The organism is Nocardia terpenica, assembly GCF_013186535.1.
Classification (GTDB): Bacteria; Actinomycetota; Actinomycetes; order Mycobacteriales; family Mycobacteriaceae; genus Nocardia; species Nocardia terpenica.
In genome coordinates, this window is sequence record NZ_JABMCZ010000001.1 from 215,921 (window position 1) to 238,369 (window position 22,449).

18 protein-coding genes are annotated in these 22,449 nt (G+C 69.7%); 12 read left to right on the forward strand and 6 right to left on the reverse strand.

Features of this window, described 5'->3' with window-relative positions; all coding sequences use genetic code 11:
* Positions 1-65: 65 nt before the first annotated feature.
* The 3 genes from HPY32_RS01080 to HPY32_RS01090 all read left to right on the forward strand — a co-directional run bounded on the left by HPY32_RS01080 (position 66) and on the right by HPY32_RS01090 (position 3,042).
* Complete coding sequence (locus HPY32_RS01080) at positions 66-1,247, forward strand: acetyl-CoA C-acetyltransferase (protein WP_067582179.1); 1,182 nt, start codon at positions 66-68, stop codon at positions 1,245-1,247.
* Positions 1,248-1,772: 525 nt separating this feature from the next.
* Positions 1,773-2,126, forward strand: coding sequence for a DUF3817 domain-containing protein (locus HPY32_RS01085; RefSeq protein ID WP_067582182.1), 354 nt, complete (start codon positions 1,773-1,775; stop codon positions 2,124-2,126).
* 61 nt (positions 2,127-2,187) lie between these two features.
* The gene (locus HPY32_RS01090) at positions 2,188-3,042 is read left to right on the forward strand and encodes a tetratricopeptide repeat protein (protein ID WP_067582185.1); all 855 of its coding nucleotides are present in this window, start codon (positions 2,188-2,190) and stop codon (positions 3,040-3,042) included.
* Positions 3,043-3,095: 53 nt separating this feature from the next.
* On the opposite strand, the gene glgB is transcribed toward HPY32_RS01090, so the two are convergent.
* Both glgB and HPY32_RS01100 read right to left on the reverse strand, forming a co-directional pair.
* Positions 3,096-5,243: a 1,4-alpha-glucan branching protein GlgB gene (gene glgB, locus HPY32_RS01095; protein WP_067585507.1), complete on the reverse strand. Its 2,148-nt coding sequence runs from the start codon at positions 5,241-5,243 to the stop codon at positions 3,096-3,098.
* Between the two features lie 14 nt (positions 5,244-5,257).
* Positions 5,258-7,264 carry an alpha-1,4-glucan--maltose-1-phosphate maltosyltransferase gene (locus HPY32_RS01100; protein WP_067582188.1) on the reverse strand — a complete coding sequence of 669 codons (2,007 nt, stop codon included), beginning with the start codon at positions 7,262-7,264 and terminating at the stop codon, positions 5,258-5,260.
* A gap of 80 nt (positions 7,265-7,344) precedes the next feature.
* Between HPY32_RS01100 and HPY32_RS01105 the strand changes: the two genes are divergently transcribed.
* Positions 7,345-8,115 carry a dienelactone hydrolase family protein gene (locus tag HPY32_RS01105; RefSeq protein WP_067582191.1) on the forward strand — a complete coding sequence of 257 codons (771 nt, stop codon included), beginning with the start codon at positions 7,345-7,347 and terminating at the stop codon, positions 8,113-8,115.
* Positions 8,116-8,181: 66 nt separating this feature from the next.
* Positions 8,182-10,773: an alpha-glucan family phosphorylase gene (glgP, locus tag HPY32_RS01110; protein WP_067582194.1), complete on the forward strand. Its 2,592-nt coding sequence runs from the start codon at positions 8,182-8,184 to the stop codon at positions 10,771-10,773.
* 104 nt (positions 10,774-10,877) lie between these two features.
* Here the strand turns inward: glgP and HPY32_RS01115 are convergent, their stop codons facing one another.
* A complete protein-coding gene (locus tag HPY32_RS01115) occupies positions 10,878-12,932 on the reverse strand; it encodes an AMP-binding protein (RefSeq protein ID WP_067582197.1) in 2,055 nt (684 codons plus the stop codon).
* A gap of 270 nt (positions 12,933-13,202) precedes the next feature.
* On the opposite strand from HPY32_RS01115, the gene HPY32_RS01120 reads away from it, so the two are divergent.
* Positions 13,203-14,564, forward strand: coding sequence for an NCS2 family permease (locus HPY32_RS01120; protein WP_067582200.1), 1,362 nt, complete (start codon positions 13,203-13,205; stop codon positions 14,562-14,564).
* A gap of 106 nt (positions 14,565-14,670) precedes the next feature.
* Positions 14,671-15,210 carry a DoxX family protein gene (locus HPY32_RS01125; RefSeq protein WP_082870895.1) on the forward strand — a complete coding sequence of 180 codons (540 nt, stop codon included), beginning with the start codon at positions 14,671-14,673 and terminating at the stop codon, positions 15,208-15,210.
* Positions 15,211-15,391: 181 nt separating this feature from the next.
* Here the strand turns inward: HPY32_RS01125 and HPY32_RS01130 are convergent, their stop codons facing one another.
* Genes HPY32_RS01130 through HPY32_RS01140 form a run of 3 tightly spaced genes read right to left on the reverse strand, consistent with a single transcriptional unit; the run spans position 15,392 to position 19,417 of the window.
* Positions 15,392-17,443 carry an ATP-dependent DNA helicase gene (locus HPY32_RS01130; RefSeq protein ID WP_067582203.1) on the reverse strand — a complete coding sequence of 684 codons (2,052 nt, stop codon included), beginning with the start codon at positions 17,441-17,443 and terminating at the stop codon, positions 15,392-15,394.
* A gap of 52 nt (positions 17,444-17,495) precedes the next feature.
* Positions 17,496-18,062, reverse strand: a complete 567-nt coding sequence (locus HPY32_RS01135; protein WP_067582206.1) for a nicotinamidase — start codon at positions 18,060-18,062, stop codon at positions 17,496-17,498.
* Positions 18,063-18,103: 41 nt separating this feature from the next.
* Positions 18,104-19,417 carry a nicotinate phosphoribosyltransferase gene (locus HPY32_RS01140; RefSeq protein ID WP_067582210.1) on the reverse strand — a complete coding sequence of 438 codons (1,314 nt, stop codon included), beginning with the start codon at positions 19,415-19,417 and terminating at the stop codon, positions 18,104-18,106.
* A 138-nt stretch (positions 19,418-19,555) separates the two neighbouring features.
* On the opposite strand from HPY32_RS01140, the gene clpS reads away from it, so the two are divergent.
* The 5 genes from clpS (at position 19,556) to HPY32_RS01165 (ending at position 22,399) form a co-directional block, all read left to right on the forward strand.
* On the forward strand, positions 19,556-19,900 hold the full coding sequence (clpS, locus tag HPY32_RS01145; RefSeq protein WP_067585513.1) for an ATP-dependent Clp protease adapter ClpS: 345 nt from the start codon (positions 19,556-19,558) through the stop codon (positions 19,898-19,900).
* 21 nt (positions 19,901-19,921) lie between these two features.
* Positions 19,922-20,491, forward strand: coding sequence for an oxidative stress transcriptional regulator AosR (gene aosR, locus HPY32_RS01150; protein ID WP_067582213.1), 570 nt, complete (start codon positions 19,922-19,924; stop codon positions 20,489-20,491).
* A 201-nt stretch (positions 20,492-20,692) separates the two neighbouring features.
* On the forward strand, positions 20,693-21,118 hold the full coding sequence (locus HPY32_RS01155) for a M67 family metallopeptidase (RefSeq protein ID WP_067582216.1): 426 nt from the start codon (positions 20,693-20,695) through the stop codon (positions 21,116-21,118).
* A 35-nt stretch (positions 21,119-21,153) separates the two neighbouring features.
* Positions 21,154-21,432 carry a MoaD/ThiS family protein gene (locus HPY32_RS01160; protein WP_067582219.1) on the forward strand — a complete coding sequence of 93 codons (279 nt, stop codon included), beginning with the start codon at positions 21,154-21,156 and terminating at the stop codon, positions 21,430-21,432.
* A gap of 4 nt (positions 21,433-21,436) precedes the next feature.
* Positions 21,437-22,399, forward strand: coding sequence for a PLP-dependent cysteine synthase family protein (locus tag HPY32_RS01165; RefSeq protein ID WP_067582222.1), 963 nt, complete (start codon positions 21,437-21,439; stop codon positions 22,397-22,399).
* The last annotated feature ends 50 nt before the right edge of the window (positions 22,400-22,449 follow it).

Here is a 22,449-nt window from a genome sequence, read left to right on the forward strand (position 1 = left end):
CGTGGAGTTCCAGGCGGTTCCCCAGACTGTCGACCAGGTACCGAATTCATGAAGCGAGGCACATCGTGACCACCACTTCCGTCATCGTCTCCGGCGCACGCACCCCGGTCGGCCGGCTGCTGGGTGGGCTGAAGGACTTCCGTGGCTCGGACCTGGGCGGGTTCGCCATCAAGGCGGCGCTGGAGAAGGGTGGGGTCGCGCCCGAGCAGGTGGACTACGTGATCATGGGCCAGGTGCTGACCGCCGGAGCCGGTCAGATTCCGGCGCGCCAGGCCGCGGCGGCCGCGGGCATTCCGATGGACGTGCCGGCGCTGACGGTGAACAAGGTGTGCCTGTCCGGTATCAACGCTATCGCGCTGGCGGATCAGCTGATTCGCGCCGGTGAGTACGAGATCGTGGTGGCCGGTGGCCAGGAGTCGATGACGCAGGCCCCGCATCTGCTGGAGAAGAGCCGCGAGGGCTTCAAGTACGGCGATGTGACGCTGCGCGATCACATGGCCTTCGACGGTCTGCACGACATCTTCACCGACCAGGCGATGGGCGCGCTCACCGAGACCCGCAACGACGCCGACCACATCGGCCGCGAGGACCAGGACGCGTTCGCCGCCGCCTCGCATCAGAAGGCCGCGGCCGCATGGAAGAACGGCCTGTTCGACGACGAGGTGGTGCCGGTGTCGGTGCCGCAGCGCAAGGGCGACCCGATCGTGGTCGCCCAGGACGAGGGCATTCGCGCCGACACCACGGTGGAGTCGCTGGGCAAGCTGCGCCCGGCGTTCCGCAAGGACGGCACCATTACCGCCGGGTCGGCCTCGCAGATCTCCGACGGCGCCGCGGCGGTGGTCGTGATGAGCAAGGCCAAGGCGCAGCAGCTGGGCCTGAGCTGGATCGCCGAGATCGGCGCCGCGGGCGTGGTGGCCGGTCCGGACTCCACGCTGCAGGAGCAGCCCGCCAATGCCATTGCGAAAGCCTGTGCGCGCGAAGGTATCTCGCCCGCCGACCTGGATGTCGTGGAGATCAACGAGGCGTTCGCGGCGGTCGGCATCGCCTCCACCCGCAAGCTCGGCATCGACCCGGCCAAGGTCAACGTCAACGGCGGCGCCATCGCCATCGGCCACCCGCTCGGTATGTCCGGCGCCCGCATCGTCCTGCACCTCGCGCTGGAGCTGAAGCGCCGCGGCGGCGGTATCGGCGCGGCCGCGCTGTGCGGCGGCGGCGGACAGGGCGACGCGCTGATCCTGAAGGTGTAGAGGTCCCGGCGCACGGCGCCCATGATCCCGGCGTGCTTTTGGCCGGGATCTCACGTGAGGTCCCGGCCAAAAGCACGCCGGGACCAATGGGGATGCACGCCGGGACCAATGGGGATGCACGCCGGGACCAATGGGGATGCACGCCGGGACCAATGGGGATGCACGCCGGGACCAATGGGGATGCACGCCGGGACCAATGGGGATGCACGCCGGGACCAATGGGGATGCACGCCGGGACCAATGGGGATGCACGCCGGGACCAATGGGGATGCACGCCGGGACCAATGGGGATGCACGCCGGGACCAATGGGGATGCACGCCGGGACCAATGGGGATGCACGCCGGGACCAATGGGGATGCACGCCGGGACCAATGGGGATGCACGCCGGGACCAATGGGGAAGCACGCCCGGGCCATGGGAAAGCATGCTGGGACCGGTGGGTTCGGCTGTGCCTCGGGTGTGGGGTGGGGCACATTGATGTAGACCGACTACAGGCTGTCGTAGGGGTTGGGCACAATGGGCGCATGGGCGAATTCTTTGACCTGAGCACCGTGGCGAAGCGGGTGCGCCTGTTCGGTCTGCTGGAGGCTCCGTCGTGGGCGCTGCTGCTGACCGGGTCGGTGCTCAAGCGGCTGCCGGATCCGATCACCTGGCCGGTGATGGTGTTCGGCATGCTGCACGGCATCATCTTCCTGCTGTTCGCGGTGAACGTGCTGCTGGCGTTCCGCGAGTACGAGTGGCCGGGCAAGACGCTGGCGCTCGGGCTGCTGTCGGCGGTCGTCCCGTTCACGTCGCTGTGGTTCGAGCGCTGGGCCATTCGCAGCGGGCAGTTGGGCGAGCTGAGCACGGCCGCGGCACCGGCCGCCGCCCAGTCGTGACAAACTGGAAGTCGTGACTCGACCTGCAGCACGTCGTCCTTCGCCCGCCGTCGCCGCCGCCATGTCCGGCGCGGTGGATCTGTCCAGCCTGAAGCAGCCGGCCGCCACGGACGTCCCGGGTGACCATGCGGTCACCGAGGCCGATTTCGAAGCCAAGGTCCTGCGGCGCTCGCTGCAGGTCCCGGTGGTGGTCGTCCTGTATTCGCAGCGCAGCCCGGGTAGCGTCGATCTGGTCAAACTGTTCGAGCGCCTGGCCGCCGAGAACGGCGGCAGCTGGGACCTGGCCACCGTCGAGGCCGAGCCGAATATGCGCATCGCGCAGGCGTTCGGCGTACAGGGCATTCCGACGGTGATCGCGGTGGCCGCGGGCCAGCCGCTGGCCGATTTCCAGGGCGCGCAGCCGGAACCGCAGGTCAAGCAGTGGCTGGCCGCGGTCGTCGACGCGGTGCGCGGCCGCCTGCCGGGCGGCGAGGGCGGCGACGACGAACAGGGTGCCGAGATCCCGGAAGACCCGCGCTTCACCGCCGCCGAGGAGGCGCTCGAGCGCGGCGACATCGCCGGCGCCGAGGCCGCGTACGAGGCCATCCTGGCCGCCGAGCCCGCCAACGACGAGGCCAAGGCGGCGCTGCGCCAGATCCGTTTCTACGCGCGCACGCAGGGCCTTCCGGCCGACGCCATCGCGCGGGCCGACGCCGACCCGGCCGATATCGACGCCGCCTTCGCCGCCGCCGACATGGAACTGTTCAACCAGGAGCCCGAATCCGCCTTCAACCGCCTGATCGCGCTGATCAAGCGGACCGCGGGCGACGACCGCAACCGCGTGCGTTCGCGGCTGGTGGAGCTGTTCGATCTATTCGAGACCGCCGATCCGGTGGTCGTCGCGGCGCGCCGCAAGCTCGCCACCGCGCTGTACTGACAACGCGCGCACCCACGCGAGTGTCCATGATCCCGGCGTGCTTTTGGCCGGGATCATCTCACCGAGGATTCCGGAGTCAGCCACACGGCGCTGTTGGGAGCCAACGTGACCAAGGCCGAGGCCGGGCGCCCGTGCCATGGCTCCGCGGTCGCGTCCACGCCGCCGAGGTTGCCGATTCCGCTGCCGCCGTAGGCGATCGAGTCGGTGTTGAGCACCTCGCGCCAGCGCCCGGGCGTGGGCAGGCCGATGCGGTGGTCGCGGTGTTCGGCGCCGGACAGGTTGTAGACGCAGGCCAGCACCGATCCGTCGCTGCCGTGCCGGAGGAAGGCCAGCATGTTGTGGGCGCGGTCGTCGGCGTCGATCCAGGAGTAGCCGCCGGGGGAGGTGTCCTGCGTCCATAGCGCCGGATGGGCGCGGTAGGCGGCGTTGAGGTCGCGGACCAGGCTCCGAATGCCCTGGTGCAGTGGATTGTCCAGCTCCTGCCAGTCCAGGCCGCGGTCGTGCGACCACTCCCGGTACTGGCCGAAGTCCTGGCCCATGAACAGCAGCTGCTTGCCCGGATGCGCCCACATGTAGGCCAGCAGCGCCCGCACGCCACAGGCTTTCGCCCAGTCGTCGCCGGGCATCCGGGTCCACAGCGTGCCCTTGCCGTGCACCACCTCGTCGTGACTGATGGGCAGCACGTAGTTCTCGCTCCAGGCGTACACGGTGGAGAAGGTGATCTCGTTGTGATGCCAGCTGCGATGCACCTGATCGCGGCCGAAATAGCCGAGCGTGTCGTGCATCCAGCCCATGTTCCACTTCATGGTGAAGCCCAGCCCGCCGACATCGGTGGAGCGGGTGACGCCCGGCCAGGTGGTCGACTCCTCGGCGATGGTGACCACGCCCGGATGCAGCCGGTGCACCGTCGCGTTCATCTCCTGCAGGAATGCGACGGCCTCCAGATTCTCCCGGCCGCCGTGCACGTTCGGTTCCCAGCCGCCGGGCGGCCGCGAGTAGTCCAGGTAGAGCATCGAGGCGACCGCGTCCACCCGCAGCCCGTCGATGTGGAATTCCTCGATCCAGTACAGCGCGTTGGCGACCAGGAAGTTCCGCACCTCGTACCGGCCGAAGTCGAAAACGTAGGTGCCCCAGTCCAATTGCTCGCCCCGGCGGGGGTCGGGGTGCTCGTAGAGGGCGGTGCCGTCGAAGCGGGCCAGCGCCCAGTCGTCGCGCGGGAAATGCGCGGGCACCCAGTCGAGGAGGACGCCGATTCCGGCGCGGTGCAGGCGATCGACGAAGGCGCGGAAGTCGTCGGGGGTGCCGAAGCGGGCGGTGGGCGCGTAATAGGAGGTGACCTGGTAGCCCCACGAGCCGCCGAACGGATGCTCGGCGATGGGCAGCAGCTCGATGTGCGTATAGCCTTGGCCGCGAACGTATTCGGCGAGCCGGTCGGCGGCCTCGCGGTAGTCGAGGCCGGGCTGCCAGGACCCGAGGTGCACCTCGTAGACGCTCATCGGCGAGCGTAGCGGATCGGTCCGCTCGCGCCGGGCCACCCACTCGGCGTCGTGCCACACGTAGCTGCTCTCGGTGATCACCGAGGCCGACGCGGGCGGCGTCTCGGTGGCGAAGGCGAGCGGGTCGGCGTGGTCGGCGGTGCGGCCGTCGGCGCCGTGCACCCGGAACTTGTAGGTGGCCCCGGGGCCGAGTCCGGGCACGAACAGCTCCCATATCCCGGAGCCGCCGAGTTTCCGCATGGGTGCGGTGTTTCCGGTCCAGCCGTCGAAATCGCCGATCACGCTGACGCCGCGGGCATTGGGCGCCCAGACCGCGAACGCGGTGCCCGCCACCTCGCCGTCGAGCGTGGTGTATCGGCGCGGATGCGCACCCAGCACCTCCCACAGCCGCTCGTGTCGCCCCTCGCCGATCAGGTGCAGATCGAATTCGCCGACCGACGGCAGGAATCGGTAGCCGTCGGCGTCGAGCACGGTCCGGCCGCCCGGATACGACACCAGCAGCCGATAGTCCCAGAGGTCCGGATAGGGCACCACGCCCTCGAACACGCCGTGCTCGAGCGGGTCGAGCGGAAAGTCCTTGTCGCCCACCCGCGCCGACACCGAGTCCGCGAACGGGCGCAGGGCGCGGATCACCGTGCCGCCCGGATGCGGGTGCGCGCCGAGCACCGTGTGCGGGTCGGTGTGGGTGCCCGCGGCGAGCAACATGAGGTCGCGGCGGTTCACCCGAACGTCCTGCGGTAGGCCAGTTCCGTGCGGGCCTCGGCCGATACCGGCGGCAGGGCCAGGATGTGCGCCACCGCCCGCACCGGGTCCAGCCGCACGTAATTGGTTTGGGCCCAGTGGTATTCCTCGCCGCTGACCTCGTCGACGACCACCGGGTGGTCGTGCCATTCGCGGCCGATCGCGGGCAGGTCGAGCGAGAGCATGCCGTCCTCGGCGCCGTACGGGTCGAGGTTCACCACTACCAGCACGGCGTCGCCGGTGGTCGGGTCGACCTTGGAGTAGGCCAGCAGCGCGTCGTTGTCGACGTGGTGGAAGGCGATGCAGCGCAGCTGCTGCAGCGCGGGGTGCGCGCGGCGGATGTCGTTGAGCCGGGTCAGCCACGGCTCCAACGATTCTCCGCGCGCGGCGGCCGCGGCGAAGTGGCGCGGGCGCAGCTCGTACTTCTCCGAGTCCAGATATTCCTCGCTGCCCTGGCGCACCGCCTGATGCTCGAACAGCTCGAAGCCGGAGTACACGCCCCAGGTCGGCGCCAGCGTCGCCGCCAGCACGGCCCGGATCGCGAACATGCCGGGCCCGCCGTGCTGCAGGCTCTCGTGCAGGATGTCGGGGGTGTTGACGAACAGGTTGGGCCGCGCCTCGTCGGCCTTGGCGGCCAGTTCCCGGCCGAACTGTTCGAGCTCGTGTTTGCCGGTGCGCCAGGTGAAATAGGTGTAGGACTGGCTGAAGCCGCGCCGGGCCAGCCCGTACAGCCGGGCCGGGCGGGTGAACGCCTCGGACAGGAACAGCACGTCCGGATCGGTGCGGCGCACCTGCGCGATCAGCCACTCCCAGAAGTCGACCGGTTTGGTGTGCGGGTTGTCGACGCGGAAGATGGTGACGCCCAACGCGATCCAGTGCCGCACCACCCGCAGCACCTCCGCGTACAACCCGTCCGGGTCGTTGTCGAAGTCGAGCGGGTAGATGTCCTGGTACTTCTTGGGCGGATTCTCGGCGAAGGCGATGGTGCCGTCGGGCAGGGTGGTGAACCACTCCGGGTGCTCGCCCACCCACGGATGGTCCGGTGCGCACTGCAGCGCCAGATCGATCGCCACTTCCATGCCGAGTTGCCGTGCGGCGTCGACGAATTCGGTGAAGTCGGCCTCGGTGCCCAGCTGGGGATGGATGGCGTCGTGCCCGCCGTCCGCGGAGCCGATCGCCCACGGCGATCCGACATCGGTGGGCTCGGCGGTCAGTGCGTTGTTGCGGCCCTTGCGATTCACGGTGCCGATCGGATGGATGGGCGGCAGATACACCACGTCGAAGCCCATGGCGGCGATGCGCGGCAGCTCCTTGGCCGCGGTGCCGAAGGTGCCGTGCACCGGCCTGCCGTCGGCGTCCCAGCCGCCGGTGGAGCGGGGGAAGAATTCGTACCAGGAGCCGTAGAGCGCGCGCGGCCGGTCCACCAGCACCGTGTGCTGCGGGCCGCGGGTGATCAGTTCGCGCAGCGGGGTTTCGCGCAGGATCTCGGCCACCTCGGCGCTGAACGCGGGCGCCACCCGGGCCGGGAGCTGGGCGTCGCTGCGCAGCGCCGCGGCGGCGGCGCGCAGGCGCTCCCACTGCTTCCTCGGCACCGCCTGCGCGGCCCGGTCGAACAGCCGCGCACCGAGTTCGAGATCGTTGGCCAGGTCCGCGGCGCTCTGGCCGACGGCCAGTTTCGCCTCCACCGCCGCGCGCCAGGTCGCGACCGGGTCGCTCCAGCCCTCGATGCGATAGGTCCACAGCCCCGGCCGATTCGGCGTGAAGACCGCGTTGAACACGTCGGGCTCGATGTCGGGTGCCATCCGGATCCGCTGCAGGCGTGTGCTTGCGGGACCGCGCACCGCGAGCGTCGCGGCCACGGCGTCGTGCCCCTCCCGCCAGACCACCGTCCGGACCGGGAACACCTCGCCGACCACAGCTTTCGCCGGGTAGCGTCCGAGCCCGACGGTCGGGGCGGTGTCATCGATGGCGATGCGGCCGGTCACGCACCAACCGTACCGGTATTCGGGTCCGATCGGGCTTCGGCCAAGATCGATGGTGTTGTGCCGCTCCAGGAAGGATCATCATGACCGCTGTACACGGCGAGTCTGTGGATGTCACGACGCCCGACGGCGCCGCCGATGCCTACCTCGCTCATCCCGACGACAACGCTCCGCATCCGGGTGTCGTTGTCTACATGGACGCCTTCGGCCTACGCCCCTCGCTGCGGAAGTTGGCCGATGACATCGCCGCCCACGGATACACCGTGGTGGTGCCGAATGTGTTCTACCGCCACGGTCGCGCGCCCGTGGTGGAGTTGCCCGACTTCATCGATCCGAGCCATCGCCCGGAACTGTTCGGGCAGATCATGCCCATGATCCAGGACCTGACCCCGGACCGGATCGAGCGCGACGCGGGCGCGTATCTGGCCTGGCTGGCGGGCTCGCCGGTGGTCGCCGACGGCCCGGTCGGCACCGTCGGCTACTGCTTCGGCACCCGGCTGGCGCTGCGCACCGCCGCCGCGTACCCGGACCGGGTGGCCGCGGTCGGCGGATTCCACGGCGGCACCCTCGCCGTCGACGATCCGAACAGCCCGCACCTGCTGGCCGGATCCATCCGCGCCGAACTGTATTTCGGTCACGCCGACAACGATGCGTCGCTGCCCCCGGAGCAGATCGAGCGCTTCGAGAAGGCCCTGACCGAGGCCGGGGTGACCCACCGCACCGAGGTCTACGAGGGCGCCTCGCACGGCTACACCCAGGCCGACACCGCCATGTACAACGCCGAGGCCGACCAACGGCACCGCCGCGAACTGCTGGCCCTGTTCGACCGCACGCTGCGCCCGTCCGTGGCCTGATCCGCCGCCTCCGGGACCGGTATCGCCGCCGGTCCCGGGGCCCGGCGGCCGTGTAGGGTCTACCCGGTGAAGGCATTGCGTCGATTCACCGTCCGTGCCCATCTGCCCGCCGCATTGGGCGCGCTCACCGAGTTGGCGACCAATCTGCGCTGGTCGTGGCATTCGCCGACGCAGGATCTGTTCGCCGAGCTGGATCCGCGGCTGTGGGTGGAGGTCGGGCGTGATCCGGTGCGGATGCTCGGCGAGGTGCCCGCCGCGCGGCTGGACGAGGCGGCCGCCGACGCGGCGTATGTGCGGGCCGTCGAGGCGGGCGCGGCGGATCTGGCGGATTATCTGTCCCGGCCGCGGTGGTTCCAGCGGCAGACCGACGGTGCCGCGGGTCGGCCGGGGCGGCACCCGAACGCGATCGCCTACTTCTCCATGGAGTTCGGTGTCACCGAGGTGCTGCCCAATTACTCTGGGGGGCTGGGCATTCTGGCGGGCGACCATCTGAAGGCGGCCTCGGATCTGGGGTTGCCGCTGATCGGCGTCGGATTGCTGTACCGCTCCGGGTATTTCCGGCAGTCGCTCACCGCCGACGGGTGGCAGACCGAGCACTACCCCGACCTGGATCCGCAGGGGCTGCCGCTGCGGCTGCTCACCGAGGAGGGCGCGCCGGTGCTGATCCACGTGCCGATGCCGGAGGGGCGGGTGCTGCGGGCGCGGGTGTGGATCGCGCAGGTCGGCCGGATTCCGTTGCTGCTGTTGGATTCCGACATCGCCGACAACGATCCGGAGCTGCGCTCGGTGACCGATCGGCTCTACGGCGGCGATCAGGACCATCGCATCAAGCAGGAGATTCTCGCCGGTATCGGCGGGGTGCGGGCGGTGCGCGCCTACACCCACGCCCACGGCCTGCCCGATCCCGATGTCTTCCACATGAACGAGGGGCACGCGGGCTTCCTCGGCATCGAGCGGATCCGCGAATTCATGGCCGCCGGAATGGATTTCGATGCCGCCCTGACCGCGGTGCGGGCGGGCACGGTGTTCACCACGCACACCCCGGTGCCCGCCGGTATCGACCGTTTCGCCGCCGCGCTGGTGCGCCGCTACTTCGGCGGCTCGCACGGGGAGCGGGAATCGCCGCTGCTGCCGGGTGTTTCGGTGGATCGGATCCTGGGGCTGGGCCGCGAGTCTGATCCGTCGGTGTTCAACATGGCCCACCTCGGGCTGCGGCTGGCCCAGCGCGCCAACGGCGTATCGAAACTGCACGGCGAGGTCAGCCGGGCCATGTTCGCCCCGCTGTGGCCGGGTTTCGACGCCGCCGAGGTGCCGATCGGATCGGTCACCAACGGCGTGCACGCCCCCACCTGGGCCGCGCGCGAATGGATCGACAAGGCACGCGAATTCGTCGGGCCCGAACTGGTCGAGGAGGCGCGCGGCTGGGAGCGGCTGCGCGACGTCGATCTGCGCGAGCTGTGGTCGACGCGGAATACGGTGCGCGGCATCCTCGTCGACGAGGTGCGCCGCCGGTTGCGGGCGTCGTGGCTGGAGCGCGGCGCGGCCCCGGCCGAATTGGCCTGGGTGGACGAGGTTTTCGATCCGGGTGTGCTGACCGTCGGCTTCGCCCGCCGGGTGCCGACCTACAAGCGGCTGACCCTGATGCTGCGCGATCCCGAGCGGCTGCGGTCGCTGCTGCTGGATCCGCAGCGGCCGCTGCAACTGGTGGTGGCCGGTAAGAGTCATCCGGCCGACGACGGCGGCAAGGGCCTGATCCAGCAGGTGGTGCGGTTCGCCGACGATCCCGCGGTGCGGCATCGCATCGTGTTCCTGCCCGACTACGACATGTCGATGGCGCGCTACCTGTACTGGGGATGCGATGTGTGGCTGAACAATCCGCTGCGCCCGCTGGAGGCGTGCGGCACCTCGGGCATGAAGGCCGCGCTCAACGGCTCGCTGAATCTGTCGATCCGCGACGGCTGGTGGGACGAGATGTACGACGGCGAGAACGGCTGGGCCATCCCGACCGCCGACGGCGTGCGCGACGACCACCGCCGCGACGATCTGGAGGCCGCGGCGCTGTACGAGACGCTGGAACGGTCGGTGCTGCCGCGCTTCTACGAGCGCGACCACGACGGGATGCCGGTGCGCTGGATGGAGATGGTGCGCCACACCCTGCAGACCCTCGGCCCGCAGGTGCTGGCCTCGCGCATGGTCCGCGACTACGCGGTGGACTACTACGCGCCGGCCGCCGCCTCGTATTCCGCTGTCGCGCAGGACGAGTACGCCGGTGCGCGCGAGCTGGCCGAGTACCGGCGGCGCGTCGAGTCCGCGTGGCCGCACGTGAAAGTGACCCAGGTCGACAGCTCCGGCCTGCCCGACACCCCGGTGATCGGCGCGACCCTGTCGCTGCGCGCCCGCATCGACCTCGGCGGCCTGGCGCCCGCCGACGTGGTGGTGCAGGCGGTGCTCGGCCGGGTCACCCAGGACGACGACCTGTCCGACGTCACCACGGTCGAAATGTCGCATACCGGAAGCGATTCCGGTTTCGAGATCTTCGCCGTACAGACCGAGGTCCCGCTGTCGGGCGCGGTCGGCTACACGGTCCGCGTCCTCCCACACCACCGCCTGCTGTCGAGCGACGCCGAGCTCGGCCTGGTCGCCTCGCCCAGCCCATAGCCCTGTCGCCGTCCAGCCCTGATCCCGGCGTGCTTTTGGCCGGGATCTCACGCTAGATCCCGGCCAAAAGCACGCCGGGATCAAGAGAAAGCATGCCCCCGGGATCAAGACGACTGAATCAGCATGCGCTTCATTATCTTCCCCGTAGCATTGCGCGGCAGCGCATCCAGGAAGGTCACATCCCGCGGAACCGCGAACCGGCCCAGCCGGTGGCGGATGTAGTTGCGGATCATGTCCGGGTCCAGGCCGAAGCCGTCGCGCTTGACCACGAAGGCGGCCAGGCGCTGGCCGAATTCGCGGTCCGGCACGCCGATCACCGCCACCTCGCTCACCTGCGGCAGATGCGACAGCGCCTCCTCGACCGGGCGCGGGAAGACGTTCTCGCCGCCGGAGATGATCATCTCGTCGTCGCGACCGGCGACGAACAGGCGGCCGGTGGCGTCGAGATAGCCGACGTCGCCGGTGTCGAGCATGCCGTCGGCCTCGCCGGGCGGCGCGGCGTCGGTGTAGCCGTCGAACAGCATGTGGTTGCCGACGAAGATGCGCCCGGTCGCCCCGACCGGCACCGGCCGCGAATCCTGGTCCAGCACCGCCACTTTCGTGCCCAGCGGCGGGCGCCCCGCGGTGGTGGGGGAGACCCGCAGATCGTGCGGGTCGGCGATGGTCGCCCACGACACCTCGGTGGAGCCGTACACGTTGTAGAGGATGTCGCCGTAGGTGTCCATGAACCGCAGCACCGCGGCCCCGGCCAGCGGCGCCCCGCAGCTGGCCACCACCCGCAGGCTGGAGGTGTCGTAGCGGTCGCGAATCGCGGTGGGCAGGTCCAGGATTCGGTTCACCATGATCGGCACCACGATCAGTGTGGTGATCCGCTGCTCGGCGATCAGGCGCAGGCAGTCCTCGGCGTCGAAGCGTTCCGGCAGCACCACCGTGGCCCGGATCGGGGTGCTGATCTGCAGCGCCGCCAGCCCCCAGGTGTGGAACAGCGGCGCCGGGATCAGCATGGTCTCGTTCATCTGTAACGGGATTCGCGACAGCAGCGCCGCGACCGTGCCGAAGCCCTTCGGATGCGGGCGGCGCGCACCCTTGGGGGTGCCGCTGGTTCCGGAGGTCAGCACGATCAGACGGCCGGGGCGGGCAGACTTGACGAATCCGGTTGTCTCCGTATCGATCAGGTCGTCCACGGTGGCGCGTCCGGGGTGCGGCGCGGGACCGTAGGTGGTGAACCGCGGCAGCTCCGGCGGCAGATACCGGATCAGCTCCTCCAGGTCGGAATCCGCGAAAATAGCGGTGAGGCGGTGCTTTTCGGCGATCTCCTCGATCCGGGTGGCCGACAGCCCGGTATTGAGCAGCACCACGTCGGCGCCGAGTTTGCCTGCGGCGACCATGATTTCCACCATTTCGACATGGTTGCGCGACAGCAGCCCGATGGCGTCCCCGGTCGCCATGCCCAGCGCCGCCAGCGCCCCGGCCAGCGCGTGGGTGCGCCGGTGCAGTTCGGCGAAGGTGCGCACCCCGCGATCGTCGACGACGGCGGCGCGGTGCGGGGAGTGCGCGGCGGCCGCGGCGTACCCGCCGGCCAGGGTGAACCCCCACTTGGCCAGGCGGCCGAGCTGTTTGATGCCCCGGTCCGGCCGGTAGGTGCGCACCACGCCGGTCGACACCATCTGCCGGGCGACCTCGGCCTGCCGCCGCATCGGCGAATCCTCGCCGTTGACGACCACCGACGTGGGCGCGCCCGCGATGAGATCGGCCACCCGGTGCAATCCGGCCAGGATCCACTCGGACACCGCCGCGTTCGACAGCGCCGCGACCGCCGGATGCACCCGGCCCGGCGCGAAGAAGGTGACCACGACCCGGGTCCGCTCCTCGTGGTCGCGCAGCCGGATCGCGGCGAAGCTGCCCAGCGCCGGGCACTGCAGCTCCAGCTGCGCGGCCTCGCGGCCCGCGATCAGCAGCACGTCCAGGGTGCGGATCTCGGCCGGGCCGGAGCCGATGCGCAGGCGCAGCACCGGCGGGCCGCCGTCGGTGTCGAGTCGTTCGCAGGCGCCGATGCCGGGGAACAGTCGGGCGTAGGTCTCGGGATCGTTCAACAGATCCCACAGGGCTTGACGCGCGATCGCCAGATCCGTGACCGCGTCGACGACATCGGTAACCAATGGCTTGCACTTCCGACATGGCCGGTTCGGAACCACGATCCGGCGGGTAACGTAGTTGTAATGGTCGTCACAACCCAGGTCAAGAACCTGCGGATTCTAGGCGAATTCTCCGTTAAATTGCCACAGGTTTGCGCGTAACTCGAAGTTACATATAACCACCGCCGGTGGCGATTGCCTCCGGTTCGCCGATGCCGAATGGCGGCATGCGCTTTGCGGCATATACGGTGCTCAGGGCATTCGTAGTTCGGTCGGCCGAGGTGGAGACAGCAGATGAGTACCGACGTTCAGTCGCGTCTGAGGGGTCGTATCGACTCCTATTTCGGAATCAGCAGGCTCGGTTCGACCTACAAGCGCGAGATCATGGCCGGGACGGTCACCTTCCTCGCGATGTCGTATGTGCTCGCGGTGAATCCGGCCGTACTCGGCGACCACGGTCAGCTCGGCGCGCGCGGCATTCCGACGCAGGCGGTCTTCACCGCGACGGCCGTCGCCGCGGTGGTCGGCACGCTGGTCATGGGAGTGTGGGCGCGCTACCCGGTCGCGCTGGCCCCCGGCATGGGCCTGAACGCCTTCTTCGCGTATTCGGTCGTGCTCGGCATGGGCATTCCGTGGCAGGAGGCGCTGTCGGGCACCCTGCTCTCGGGCGTGATCTTCTTCCTGCTGGCCGTCACCAAGGTGCGCGAGAAGATCATCGACGCCATTCCGCTGCAGATGAAACTGGCCGTCGGCGCGGGCATCGGCATGTTCGTGGCCTTCCTCGGCCTGAAGAACGCGGGTGTCGTCGTCTCCAACCCGGCGACGTTTGTTCACCTGGGTGATTTCACCAAGGGAACAACCCTGCTCGCGCTGTTCGGACTGCTGGTGACGGTGATCTTCCTGGTGTTCGGCTGGCACGGCGCGGTGCTGTACGGCATCCTCGCGACCACCGTGGTCGGCATCGTCAGCGGGCTCGTGCAGCTGCCGCGGCACGTGGTGGCCATGCCGCACGGGCTCGAGCACACCTTCGGCCAGGCCATCGTGAACCTGCCGCACGCGTTCACCGGGCAGATGGCGATCGTGGTGCTCACCATGCTGTTCGTCGACTTCTTCGATGCCTCCGGCACCCTGATCGGCATCGCCAACCAGGCCGGGCTGCTGGGTTCGGACGGCAAGCTGCCGCGCGCCGCGCAGGCCCTGGCCGCGGACTCGATCGGGACCACCGCGGGTGCCATCATCGGAACCTCCACCACCACCGCCTATGTCGAGTCCACCGCGGGTGTCAGCGCGGGTGGGCGGACCGGCATGACCGCGGTGTCGACGGCCGGGTGGTTCCTGATCGCGATGTTCTTCTTCCCGCTGTTCTCGGTGGTCGCCGACGCACCCTCGGTGACCGCGCCCGCGCTCATCGTGGTCGGCGTGCTGATGGCCCGGTCGCTGGGCGACATCGAGTGGCAGAAGCTGGAATACGCGGTCCCGGCGTTCATCACCGTGGTCATGATGCCGCTCACGTACTCGATCGCGAACGGCATCGCCATGGGCCTGCTGTTCTATCCGGTGGTGATGGTGGCCCGCAGGCGCGCCCGCGAGGTGCATCCCATCATGTGGGCGCTGATGGCGGTATTCCTCGCATACTTCTTCTTCCTCGCGGAGTAGACCGACCTCGCGGAATAGACGATGAACCGTCTATGGTTGTGTCCCGTGTTTCAATCGGACCATGGTCCGTTTTGCTTTCCCCAACTAAGCAGATGAGGACACAGCCATGACTGCCAACAGTAATACCGCGTTACGCACCACCCCGGGCGGCTCCGGCGAAGCGCTCGGTTCCGTGTCCGGGCCCGCGATCGGCCTTCTTCTCCTGCGGGTCGTCTTCGGCGGCCTGCTGTTCAGCCACGGCAGCCAGAAGCTGTTCGGCTGGTTCCACGGGGCCGGATGGGAGAAGACCACCGCCGGGTTCGAGCAGATGGGTTACCATCCCGGCAAGTTCTTCGGCACGCTCGCGGGCCTGTGCGAATTCACCGGCGGCGCACTGCTGTTCCTGGGCCTGGCGACGCCGCTGGCGGCCGCGATCGTGGTCGGCACCATGCTCAACGCGATCCACGTGGAATGGTCGCACGGCCTGTACAGCGGGTACGAGACGGCGCTGCTGTACCTCGTGGCCGCCGCCGCGGTGGGCTTCACCGGTCCGGGACGCTACTCGCTCGACTACGGCCGCCCGTGGTACCGGCACGGCGTGGTGTGGGGCGGGGGCGCGATCGTGCTCGCGGTCGTCGCGGCGGTACTGACGCTGGCGCTCAAGTGATTTCGGTCGGCTGACATAGGTGTCCCCGCGCCGCGTGCAGGGCTTGGCGCGGGGACATCGGTTACGTCGATGTGGGAATTGGGGGTCATCGGCGTACCGTTCAACAATTTACTTCCGCCCAGAAGTGAACTCTAGAGCTGTGAGAGGTATCACAGCCGGGCGGATTTGTCTCGGGTTTACCTCATTTCGCCGCGGGTGCGGCGGTGAGGCGCTGAAGCGCCTTGGTCACGACCTCGGGGTCGGAGGTCTCCCAGTACGGCGGCAGCGAGGCCCGCAGGTACGCGCCATAGCGCGCGGTGACCAGGCGCGGATCCAGGATCGCCACCACGCCGCGGTCGTGCACGCTGCGCAGCAGCCGACCCGTGCCCTGGGCCAGCAGCAGCGCGGCGTGATTGGCAGCGATGGTCATGAAGCCGTTGCCCCCACGGGATTCCACCGCGCGCTGGCGCGCCACCAGCAGCGGATCGTCCGGGCGCGGGAACGGAATGCGGTCCAGGATGACCAGGCTCAGCGACGGACCCGGCACGTCGACGCCCTGCCACAGCGACAGCGTGCCGAACAGCGAGGTGGCGTCGTCCTCGGCGAACCGGCGGACCAGCGCGCCGGTGGCGTCGTCGCCCTGGCACAGCACCGGGGTGTCCAGGCGCTCGCGCAGAATCTCGGTGGCCGCCTTGGCCGCTCGCATCGAGGAGAACAGTCCGAGGGTGCGGCCGCCGGCGGCGCGGATCAGCCGCTCGATCTCGTCGAGGTAGGCCGGGGCCAGCCCGTCGCGCCCCGGCGCGGGCAGATGCTTTGCGACATAGAGGATTCCGGACTTGGCGTGATCGAACGGCGAGCCCACGTCGAGCGAATTCCACCGTATCGCACCGGAATCCGAGGGCGCCTCGCCGCCGTTGGCCAGCGCCGGATCCACCGTGTTCGGCGACTGCGCGGGCAGCCCCCAGGTGCCGGCCAACCCGTCGAAGGAGCCACCCACCTGTAGCGTCGCGGACGTCAAAACCACTGTGGCAGCGGCGAACAGGCGGCTGCGCAGCAGTCCGCCCACCGACAGCGGGGCCATGTGCACGGTGCGGCGGGCGACGCCGCGCACGTCCTCGACGGCCAGCCAGACGACGTCGCGCCGGGCCGCCGGATCGGACTCCTCGAAGGTGGTCAGCACCCGCACCGCCGCGTCGTGCACCTCCTCGACGGCGGACAGGGCCAGGTTGCGCGTCGCGGCGGCATCCGGATCGCCTTGCGGCGCAGTCGATCCCTGCGGGGCGAGCGCGGTGCGGCAGTTCCAGGCGGCGTCGCGGACCAGGGCCAGCACCGGGGCCGCGCCCTCGGGCAGCCGATCCCAGCGGCCGGGCGGGAGCTCGTCGAGCAGGCCGTGCCACGCCTCGGCCGCGCCCTCGAGCCGGTCGACCTCCTTCTCGTCGACCAGCTTCGCGCAGCGCTTGGCGGCCGCGCTGATGGCGGCGGTGGACAGCTCGGAGGTGGCCACGCCGGTGACCCGGTCGACCAGCTCGTGCGCCTCGTCGATGACCACCACGTCGTGTTCGGGCAGCACCTGGATGCCGCTGATGGCGTCGATGGCCAGCAGGGCGTGATTGGTGACGACCACGTCGGCCTGCCCGGACTCGCCGCGGGCGCGCTCGGCGAAGCAGTCGGTGCCGAACGGGCAGCGCGACTTGCCCAGGCACTCCCGCGAGGAGACGCTGACCTGCCGCCACGCCCGGTCGGTGACGCCGGGGGTGAGCTCGTCGCGGTCGCCGGTCTGGGTGTCGGAGGCCCACTCGTTGAGGCGCTGCACCTCGCGGCCCAGCCGGGAGATGGCGAACGCGTCGAACAGCTCGGCGTCGGGCGCCTCGTCCGGGATCGCGCTATTGATCTTGTTGAGGCACAGATAGTTGTTGCGCCCCTTGAGGATCGCGAACTTCGCGCGGCGGCCCAGCGGCTTCTCCAGCGCCTCGGCCAGGCGCGGCAGGTCGCGGTCGACCAGCTGCCGCTGCAGCGCGATGGTCGCGGTGGACACCACCACCGTGCGCCCGGTCTGCACCGCGTGCCGCAGGCTCGGGATCAGATAGGCCAGCGACTTGCCGGTGCCGGTGCCCGCCTGCACCGCCAGGTGCTCCTTGGTGTCGATCGAGTGCGCCACCGCCGCGGCCATGGTCTGCTGGCCCTTGCGCGCCGTGCCGCCGAGCGCTTCGACGGCGGAGGCCAACAGGGTCGGGACGGGCGGCAGTTCGGGCACCGCAGCAGACTACTGCGCCGGACCGACAGCCACGACCAGCGCCCGAGAATCGTCAGTTCTCCAGATGCCCGGCCAGTTCCACGCCCGCGCCGCGCATCCGGTCCAGAGCCTTGGCGACGGTGTCGGGAGAGACCCCGGCGGTGAGGCCGAGCAGGACCCGGGTGGTGAACCCGGCGGTGCGGGCGTCCAGGGCGGTGGCGCGGACGCAGTGATCGGTGGCGATGCCGCAGACGTCGACGGCGTCGATTCCCTTGGCGCGCAACCAGTCCGCGAGACCGGTGCCGTCGGCGGTGGTGCCCTCGAAGCCGGAGTAGGCGGCGGTGTGGGCGCCCTTGGAGAAGACCGCCTCGATCGGGTCGGTGTTCAGATTCGGGTGGAAGTCGGCCCCGGGGGTGCCGACCCGGCAGTGCGGCGGCCAGCTGTCGACGAAGTCGGGCGTCGCGGAGAAGTGCGCCCCCGGGTCGATGTGGTAGTCGCGGGTGGCGGCGATCGCGTCGTAGTCGGAGACGCCCAGGTACTCGCTGATCCGGTCGGCCACCGCGGCGCCGCCCGCGACGGCCAGCGAGCCGCCCTCGCAGAAGTCGTTCTGCACGTCCACGACGATGAGTGCTCTGCCCATGGTGTGCCCCTCGATTCGGCCGGGTCGGTCGCGGCCCGCCCTCATTGTAGGAACGTGGTGGGGATCGCGGGCTCTCCGGCGGACAGTTTCAGGCCCTCCCACGGCAGGCTCACCAGCCCGCTCGCCACCAGCTCCCGGCTCTGCGCCAGGGTGGGCGCCGCGTCGGTGACCTTGCCGTCGCGGACCAGCGGCACCAGCAGCTCGCGCGCCTGGAAACCGTTGGGCCGCGGGTGTTCTCCGGCGGCCGGGTACACGATCTCCTCCACGATGGTGCCGGTCGGCCGGGCCAGCCGCACCGCGCGCTTGGTGCCGCCGCGGGACTCCTTGTGGCTGCTGCGCTTGGCCACCGGCACCCCGTCGACCTCGACCAGCTTGTAGACCATCCCGGCGGTCGGCGCGCCCGAGCCGGTCACCAGCGAGGTGCCGACCCCGTACGCGTCCACCGGTTCGGCGCGCAGCGCGGCGATCGAGTACTCGTCCAGATCCCCCGACACCACGATGCGGGTCCGGGTCGCGCCGAGCGCGTCCAGCTGGTCGCGCACCTGCCGGGCCAGCACGCCCAGATCGCCCGAGTCGATGCGCACCCCGCCGAGTTCGGGACCGGCCACCTCGATGGCGGTCGCCACGCCCTGGGCGATGTCGAAGGTGTCGACCAGCAGCGTGGTGCCGATGCCCAGCGCCTCGATCTGGCTGCGGAACGCGGCCGCCTCGTGCTGGCCGTCCGGTCCGCTGTGCAGCAGGGTGAACGCGTGCGCGCTGGTGCCCGCGCCGGGAATTCCATAGCGACGCACCGCCTCCAGATTGGAGGTGGCGTCGAATCCGGCCAGGTAGGCGGCCCGCGCGCTGGCCGGGGCGGCGAGCTCGTGGGTGCGCCGCGACCCCATCTCGATCATGCGCCGCCCGCCCGCGGCATTGACCATGCGCGCCGCCGCCGACGCGATGGCGGTGTCGTGATTGAGAATCGACAGGATCAGCGTTTCCAGCACCACGCATTCGGCGAAGGTGCCCCGCACGGACAGAATCGGCGAGCCCGGGAAATACAGTTCGCCCTCGCGATAGCCGTCGATATCTCCGCCGAACCGGTAGTCGCGCAGCCACTCCAGGGTGCGGTCGTCGAGGAATTCCGCGGCAACCGCGAGTTCGGGCTCGCCGAAGCGGAATTCGGCCAGCGCGTCGAGCAATCGTCTGGTGCCCCCGACCACCCCGTATCGACGGCCATTGGGCAACCGTCGAGCAAATGCTTCGAAGGTGCAGCGCCGCCGCGCCGAGCCGTCCGTGAGGGCGGCCGCGAGCATGGTGAGTTCGTACTGATCCGTCAGCAGCGCGGTGCTGGGCACGGAGTCCGCGGTATCCACGCCGTCACTGTAGCCGCCGGGTGTCGTCCGCCCCGGTCACGGCGTCACGCGGAACTCACCGCGCGGTCGGCATGTCGGCATCGTCCGGGTGTTGTGTATTCGGAGTCGCGTCGTACCCTGAAGGTTATGGGTCTGTGCATGAAGGACGCTGTCCGGGTTGCCGCCGGTCCGGTCGGCGCAATCGTGGAACTGTCGGCCGCGCAGGCGACCCCGGAGACGATCGAGGTCACCGAGATCCTCGAGGCCGAGGACCGGCCGTGGGTCACGGTGGTCTGGGACGATCCCGTCAACCTGATGCACTACGTGACGTACATCTTTCAGAAGCTGTTCGGCTATAGCAAAGCCAAGGCAACCGAGCTGATGTTCAAGGTGCACAACGAGGGTAAGGCGGTGGTGTCCTCCGGCTCGCGCGACCGGATGGAGCACGACGTCCAGCGACTGCATGCGGCCGGCCTCTGGGCCACCATGCAGCGCGACGAATGACCGGCCGACTACCGTAAGTCCGTGCGTAAGTGGAGCAGGAAGAACTCGCTGAGCGGGCTCAAGCTGCGGTCGGAGATGGACGCGCGGGAAGCCGAGGTGCTGCGCTCCCTGGTGGGCGCGGTAACCGGACTGCTCGCCGACCGGGCGCAGTCGACGCCCGAGGACGATCTGGCCGCGCTGACCGGGCTACGCATCGGCAACACCATCCCGCCCGACGACCCGCGGCTGGCGCGGCTGCTGCCGGACTTCCACCGCCCCGAACCGGGCTCGCCCGACGCCGATAGGGCCGATATCAACAGCGCGCTGCGCAGCCTGCACGAGCCGGAGATCATCGAATCGAAGGTGGCGGCCGGGACGGTCGTGCTCGACACCCTGCCCGCCTCGGGCGGCAAGATCGTGCTCACCCCCGAGCAGGCCGACGCCTGGCTGGTCGCGCTGAACGATGTGCGGCTGGCGCTGGGCACCGCGCTCGGGGTCGACGCCACCACCCCCGATCATCTCGACCCGAACGATCCGCGCGCCCCGCATCTGGACGTCTATCACTGGCTCACCTGGATGCAGGATTCGCTGTTGCAGGCGCTCGCCCCCTGATTGCCGTGCCGCGCAACGAAATATGAATCGTGGTGCGCGAAACCCTTGACAGCGTCGCTGATCGGCGCATTTTCCGGGCGAATGCGGGAAATGCCGGTCCGGGGCCCGGATCGCCGGGAATAGCTGCATATCCTGGGCCGTTGACGACAGCGTTTTCGGCTCGCGATCGAGGACGCCGGGCGCGGACGGAAGGATTCGACAGTGTTGGTGATCAGGGCCGACCTCGTGGAGGCGATGGTGGCGCACGCGCGTGCCGACCATCCGGATGAGGCGTGCGGGATCATCGCCGGGGCCGAGGGGTCCGATCGTCCCGAACGCTTCGTGGCCATGGTCAACGCCGAGCGCTCCCCCACCTTCTACCGCTTCGACTCCGGTGAGCAGCTGCGGGTGTGGCGGGAGATGGACGATCGCGACGAGGAGGCGGTGGTGGTCTACCACTCCCACACCGCGACCGAGGCGTACCCGAGCCGCACCGACATCTCCTACGCGTCCGAGCCGAACGCCCACTACGTGCTGATCTCCACCCGCGATCCGCGCGAGCACGAGCTGCGCAGCTATCGGATCGTCGATGGCGAGGTCACCGAGGAACCGGTGCGGGTCGTCGCGTCGTACCTCGTCGAGGGCTGACACCGTCCACAACCAGCGCAACCAAGGAGCACCCCATGGCGGTAACCGTGTCCATCCCGACCATCATGCGACCCCTCACCGGCGGTGAGAAGCGGGTCCAGGCAAGCGGTTCCACGCTCGCCGCGGTGATCGACGATCTCGACGCCACCTACACCGGCCTGAAACAGCGGCTGCTGTCGGACGGCAAGCTCAACCGCTACGTCAATATCTATGTCGACGACGAGGACGTGCGCTTCACCGGCGGGCTGGCGGCCGAGGTGCCCGAGAACGGCACGGTGACCATCCTCCCGGCCGTCGCCGGTGGTTCGCGCTGATCCCGTGGCACGCTTCGAATCGCTGATCGAGACCCTCGGCAATACGCCGCTGGTGGGTCTGCGCACGCTGTCGCCGCGCTGGGACGGCGACGACCACGTGCGGCTGTGGGCCAAACTCGAGGACCGCAACCCGACCGGGTCCATCAAGGACCGCCCCGCGCTGCGGATGATCGAGCAGGCCGAGGCCGACGGCACGCTGCGGCCCGGCTGCACGATTCTCGAACCGACCAGCGGCAACACCGGGATCTCGCTGGCCATGGCGGCCAAGCTCAAGGGCTACCGGCTGGTCTGCGTGATGCCGGAGAACACCTCGGTCGAGCGGCGGCAGCTGCTGACCATGTTCGGTGCCGAGATCATCGATTCACCGGCCGCGGGCGGCTCCAATCAGGCCGTGGCGCAGGCCAAGAAGATCGCGGCCGAGAATCCGGACTGGGTCATGCTGTACCAGTACGGGAACGCGGCCAACGCCCTGGCCCACTACGAGGGCACCGGACCGGAGATCCTCGCGGACCTGCCGGAGATCACGCACTTCGTGGCGGGGCTGGGCACCACCGGCACGCTCATGGGCACCGGGCGCTATCTGCGCGAGCACGTCGCGGACATCGACATCGTGGCGGCCGAGCCCCGCTACGGCGAACTGGTCTACGGATTGCGCAATCTCGACGAGGGTTTCGTGCCCGAGCTGTACGACGAATCGGTGCTGACCTCCCGGTTCTCGGTCGGTCCCTACGACGCGGTGCGGCGCACCCGGGAGCTGATCGCGCAGGAGGGCATCTTCGCGGGCATCTCCACCGGGGCCATCCTGCACGCCGCGCTCGGCGTGGGGAACAAGGCGCGCCAGGCCGGGCGGCGCGCCGATATCGCGTTCGTCGTCGCGGACGGCGGGTGGAAGTACCTGTCCACCGGGGCGTACGACGGAACCCTCGACGAGGCCGAGGAGCGGTTGGAGGGTCAGCTCTGGGCCTGAGCGATCGGTACGCTCGAAGGAGCGAGGTCCGGTTCGAGCGTCCGGCCGTG

Coding starts and splice junctions, on each gene's coding strand:
- HPY32_RS01160 (WP_067582219.1), top strand. CDS start 21,154: ATGGCGGTAACCGTGTCCATCCCGACCATCATGCGACCCCTCACCGGC.
- HPY32_RS01135 (WP_067582206.1), bottom strand. CDS start 18,062: ATGGGCAGAGCACTCATCGTCGTGGACGTGCAGAACGACTTCTGCGAG.
- clpS (WP_067585513.1), top strand. CDS start 19,556: ATGAAGGACGCTGTCCGGGTTGCCGCCGGTCCGGTCGGCGCAATCGTG.
- HPY32_RS01105 (WP_067582191.1), top strand. CDS start 7,345: ATGACCGCTGTACACGGCGAGTCTGTGGATGTCACGACGCCCGACGGC.
- glgB (WP_067585507.1), bottom strand. CDS start 5,243: ATGTTGCTCGCCGCGGGCACCCACACCGACCCGCACACGGTGCTCGGC.
- HPY32_RS01125 (WP_082870895.1), top strand. CDS start 14,671: ATGACTGCCAACAGTAATACCGCGTTACGCACCACCCCGGGCGGCTCC.
- HPY32_RS01120 (WP_067582200.1), top strand. CDS start 13,203: ATGAGTACCGACGTTCAGTCGCGTCTGAGGGGTCGTATCGACTCCTAT.
- HPY32_RS01090 (WP_067582185.1), top strand. CDS start 2,188: ATGTCCGGCGCGGTGGATCTGTCCAGCCTGAAGCAGCCGGCCGCCACG.
- HPY32_RS01085 (WP_067582182.1), top strand. CDS start 1,773: ATGGGCGAATTCTTTGACCTGAGCACCGTGGCGAAGCGGGTGCGCCTG.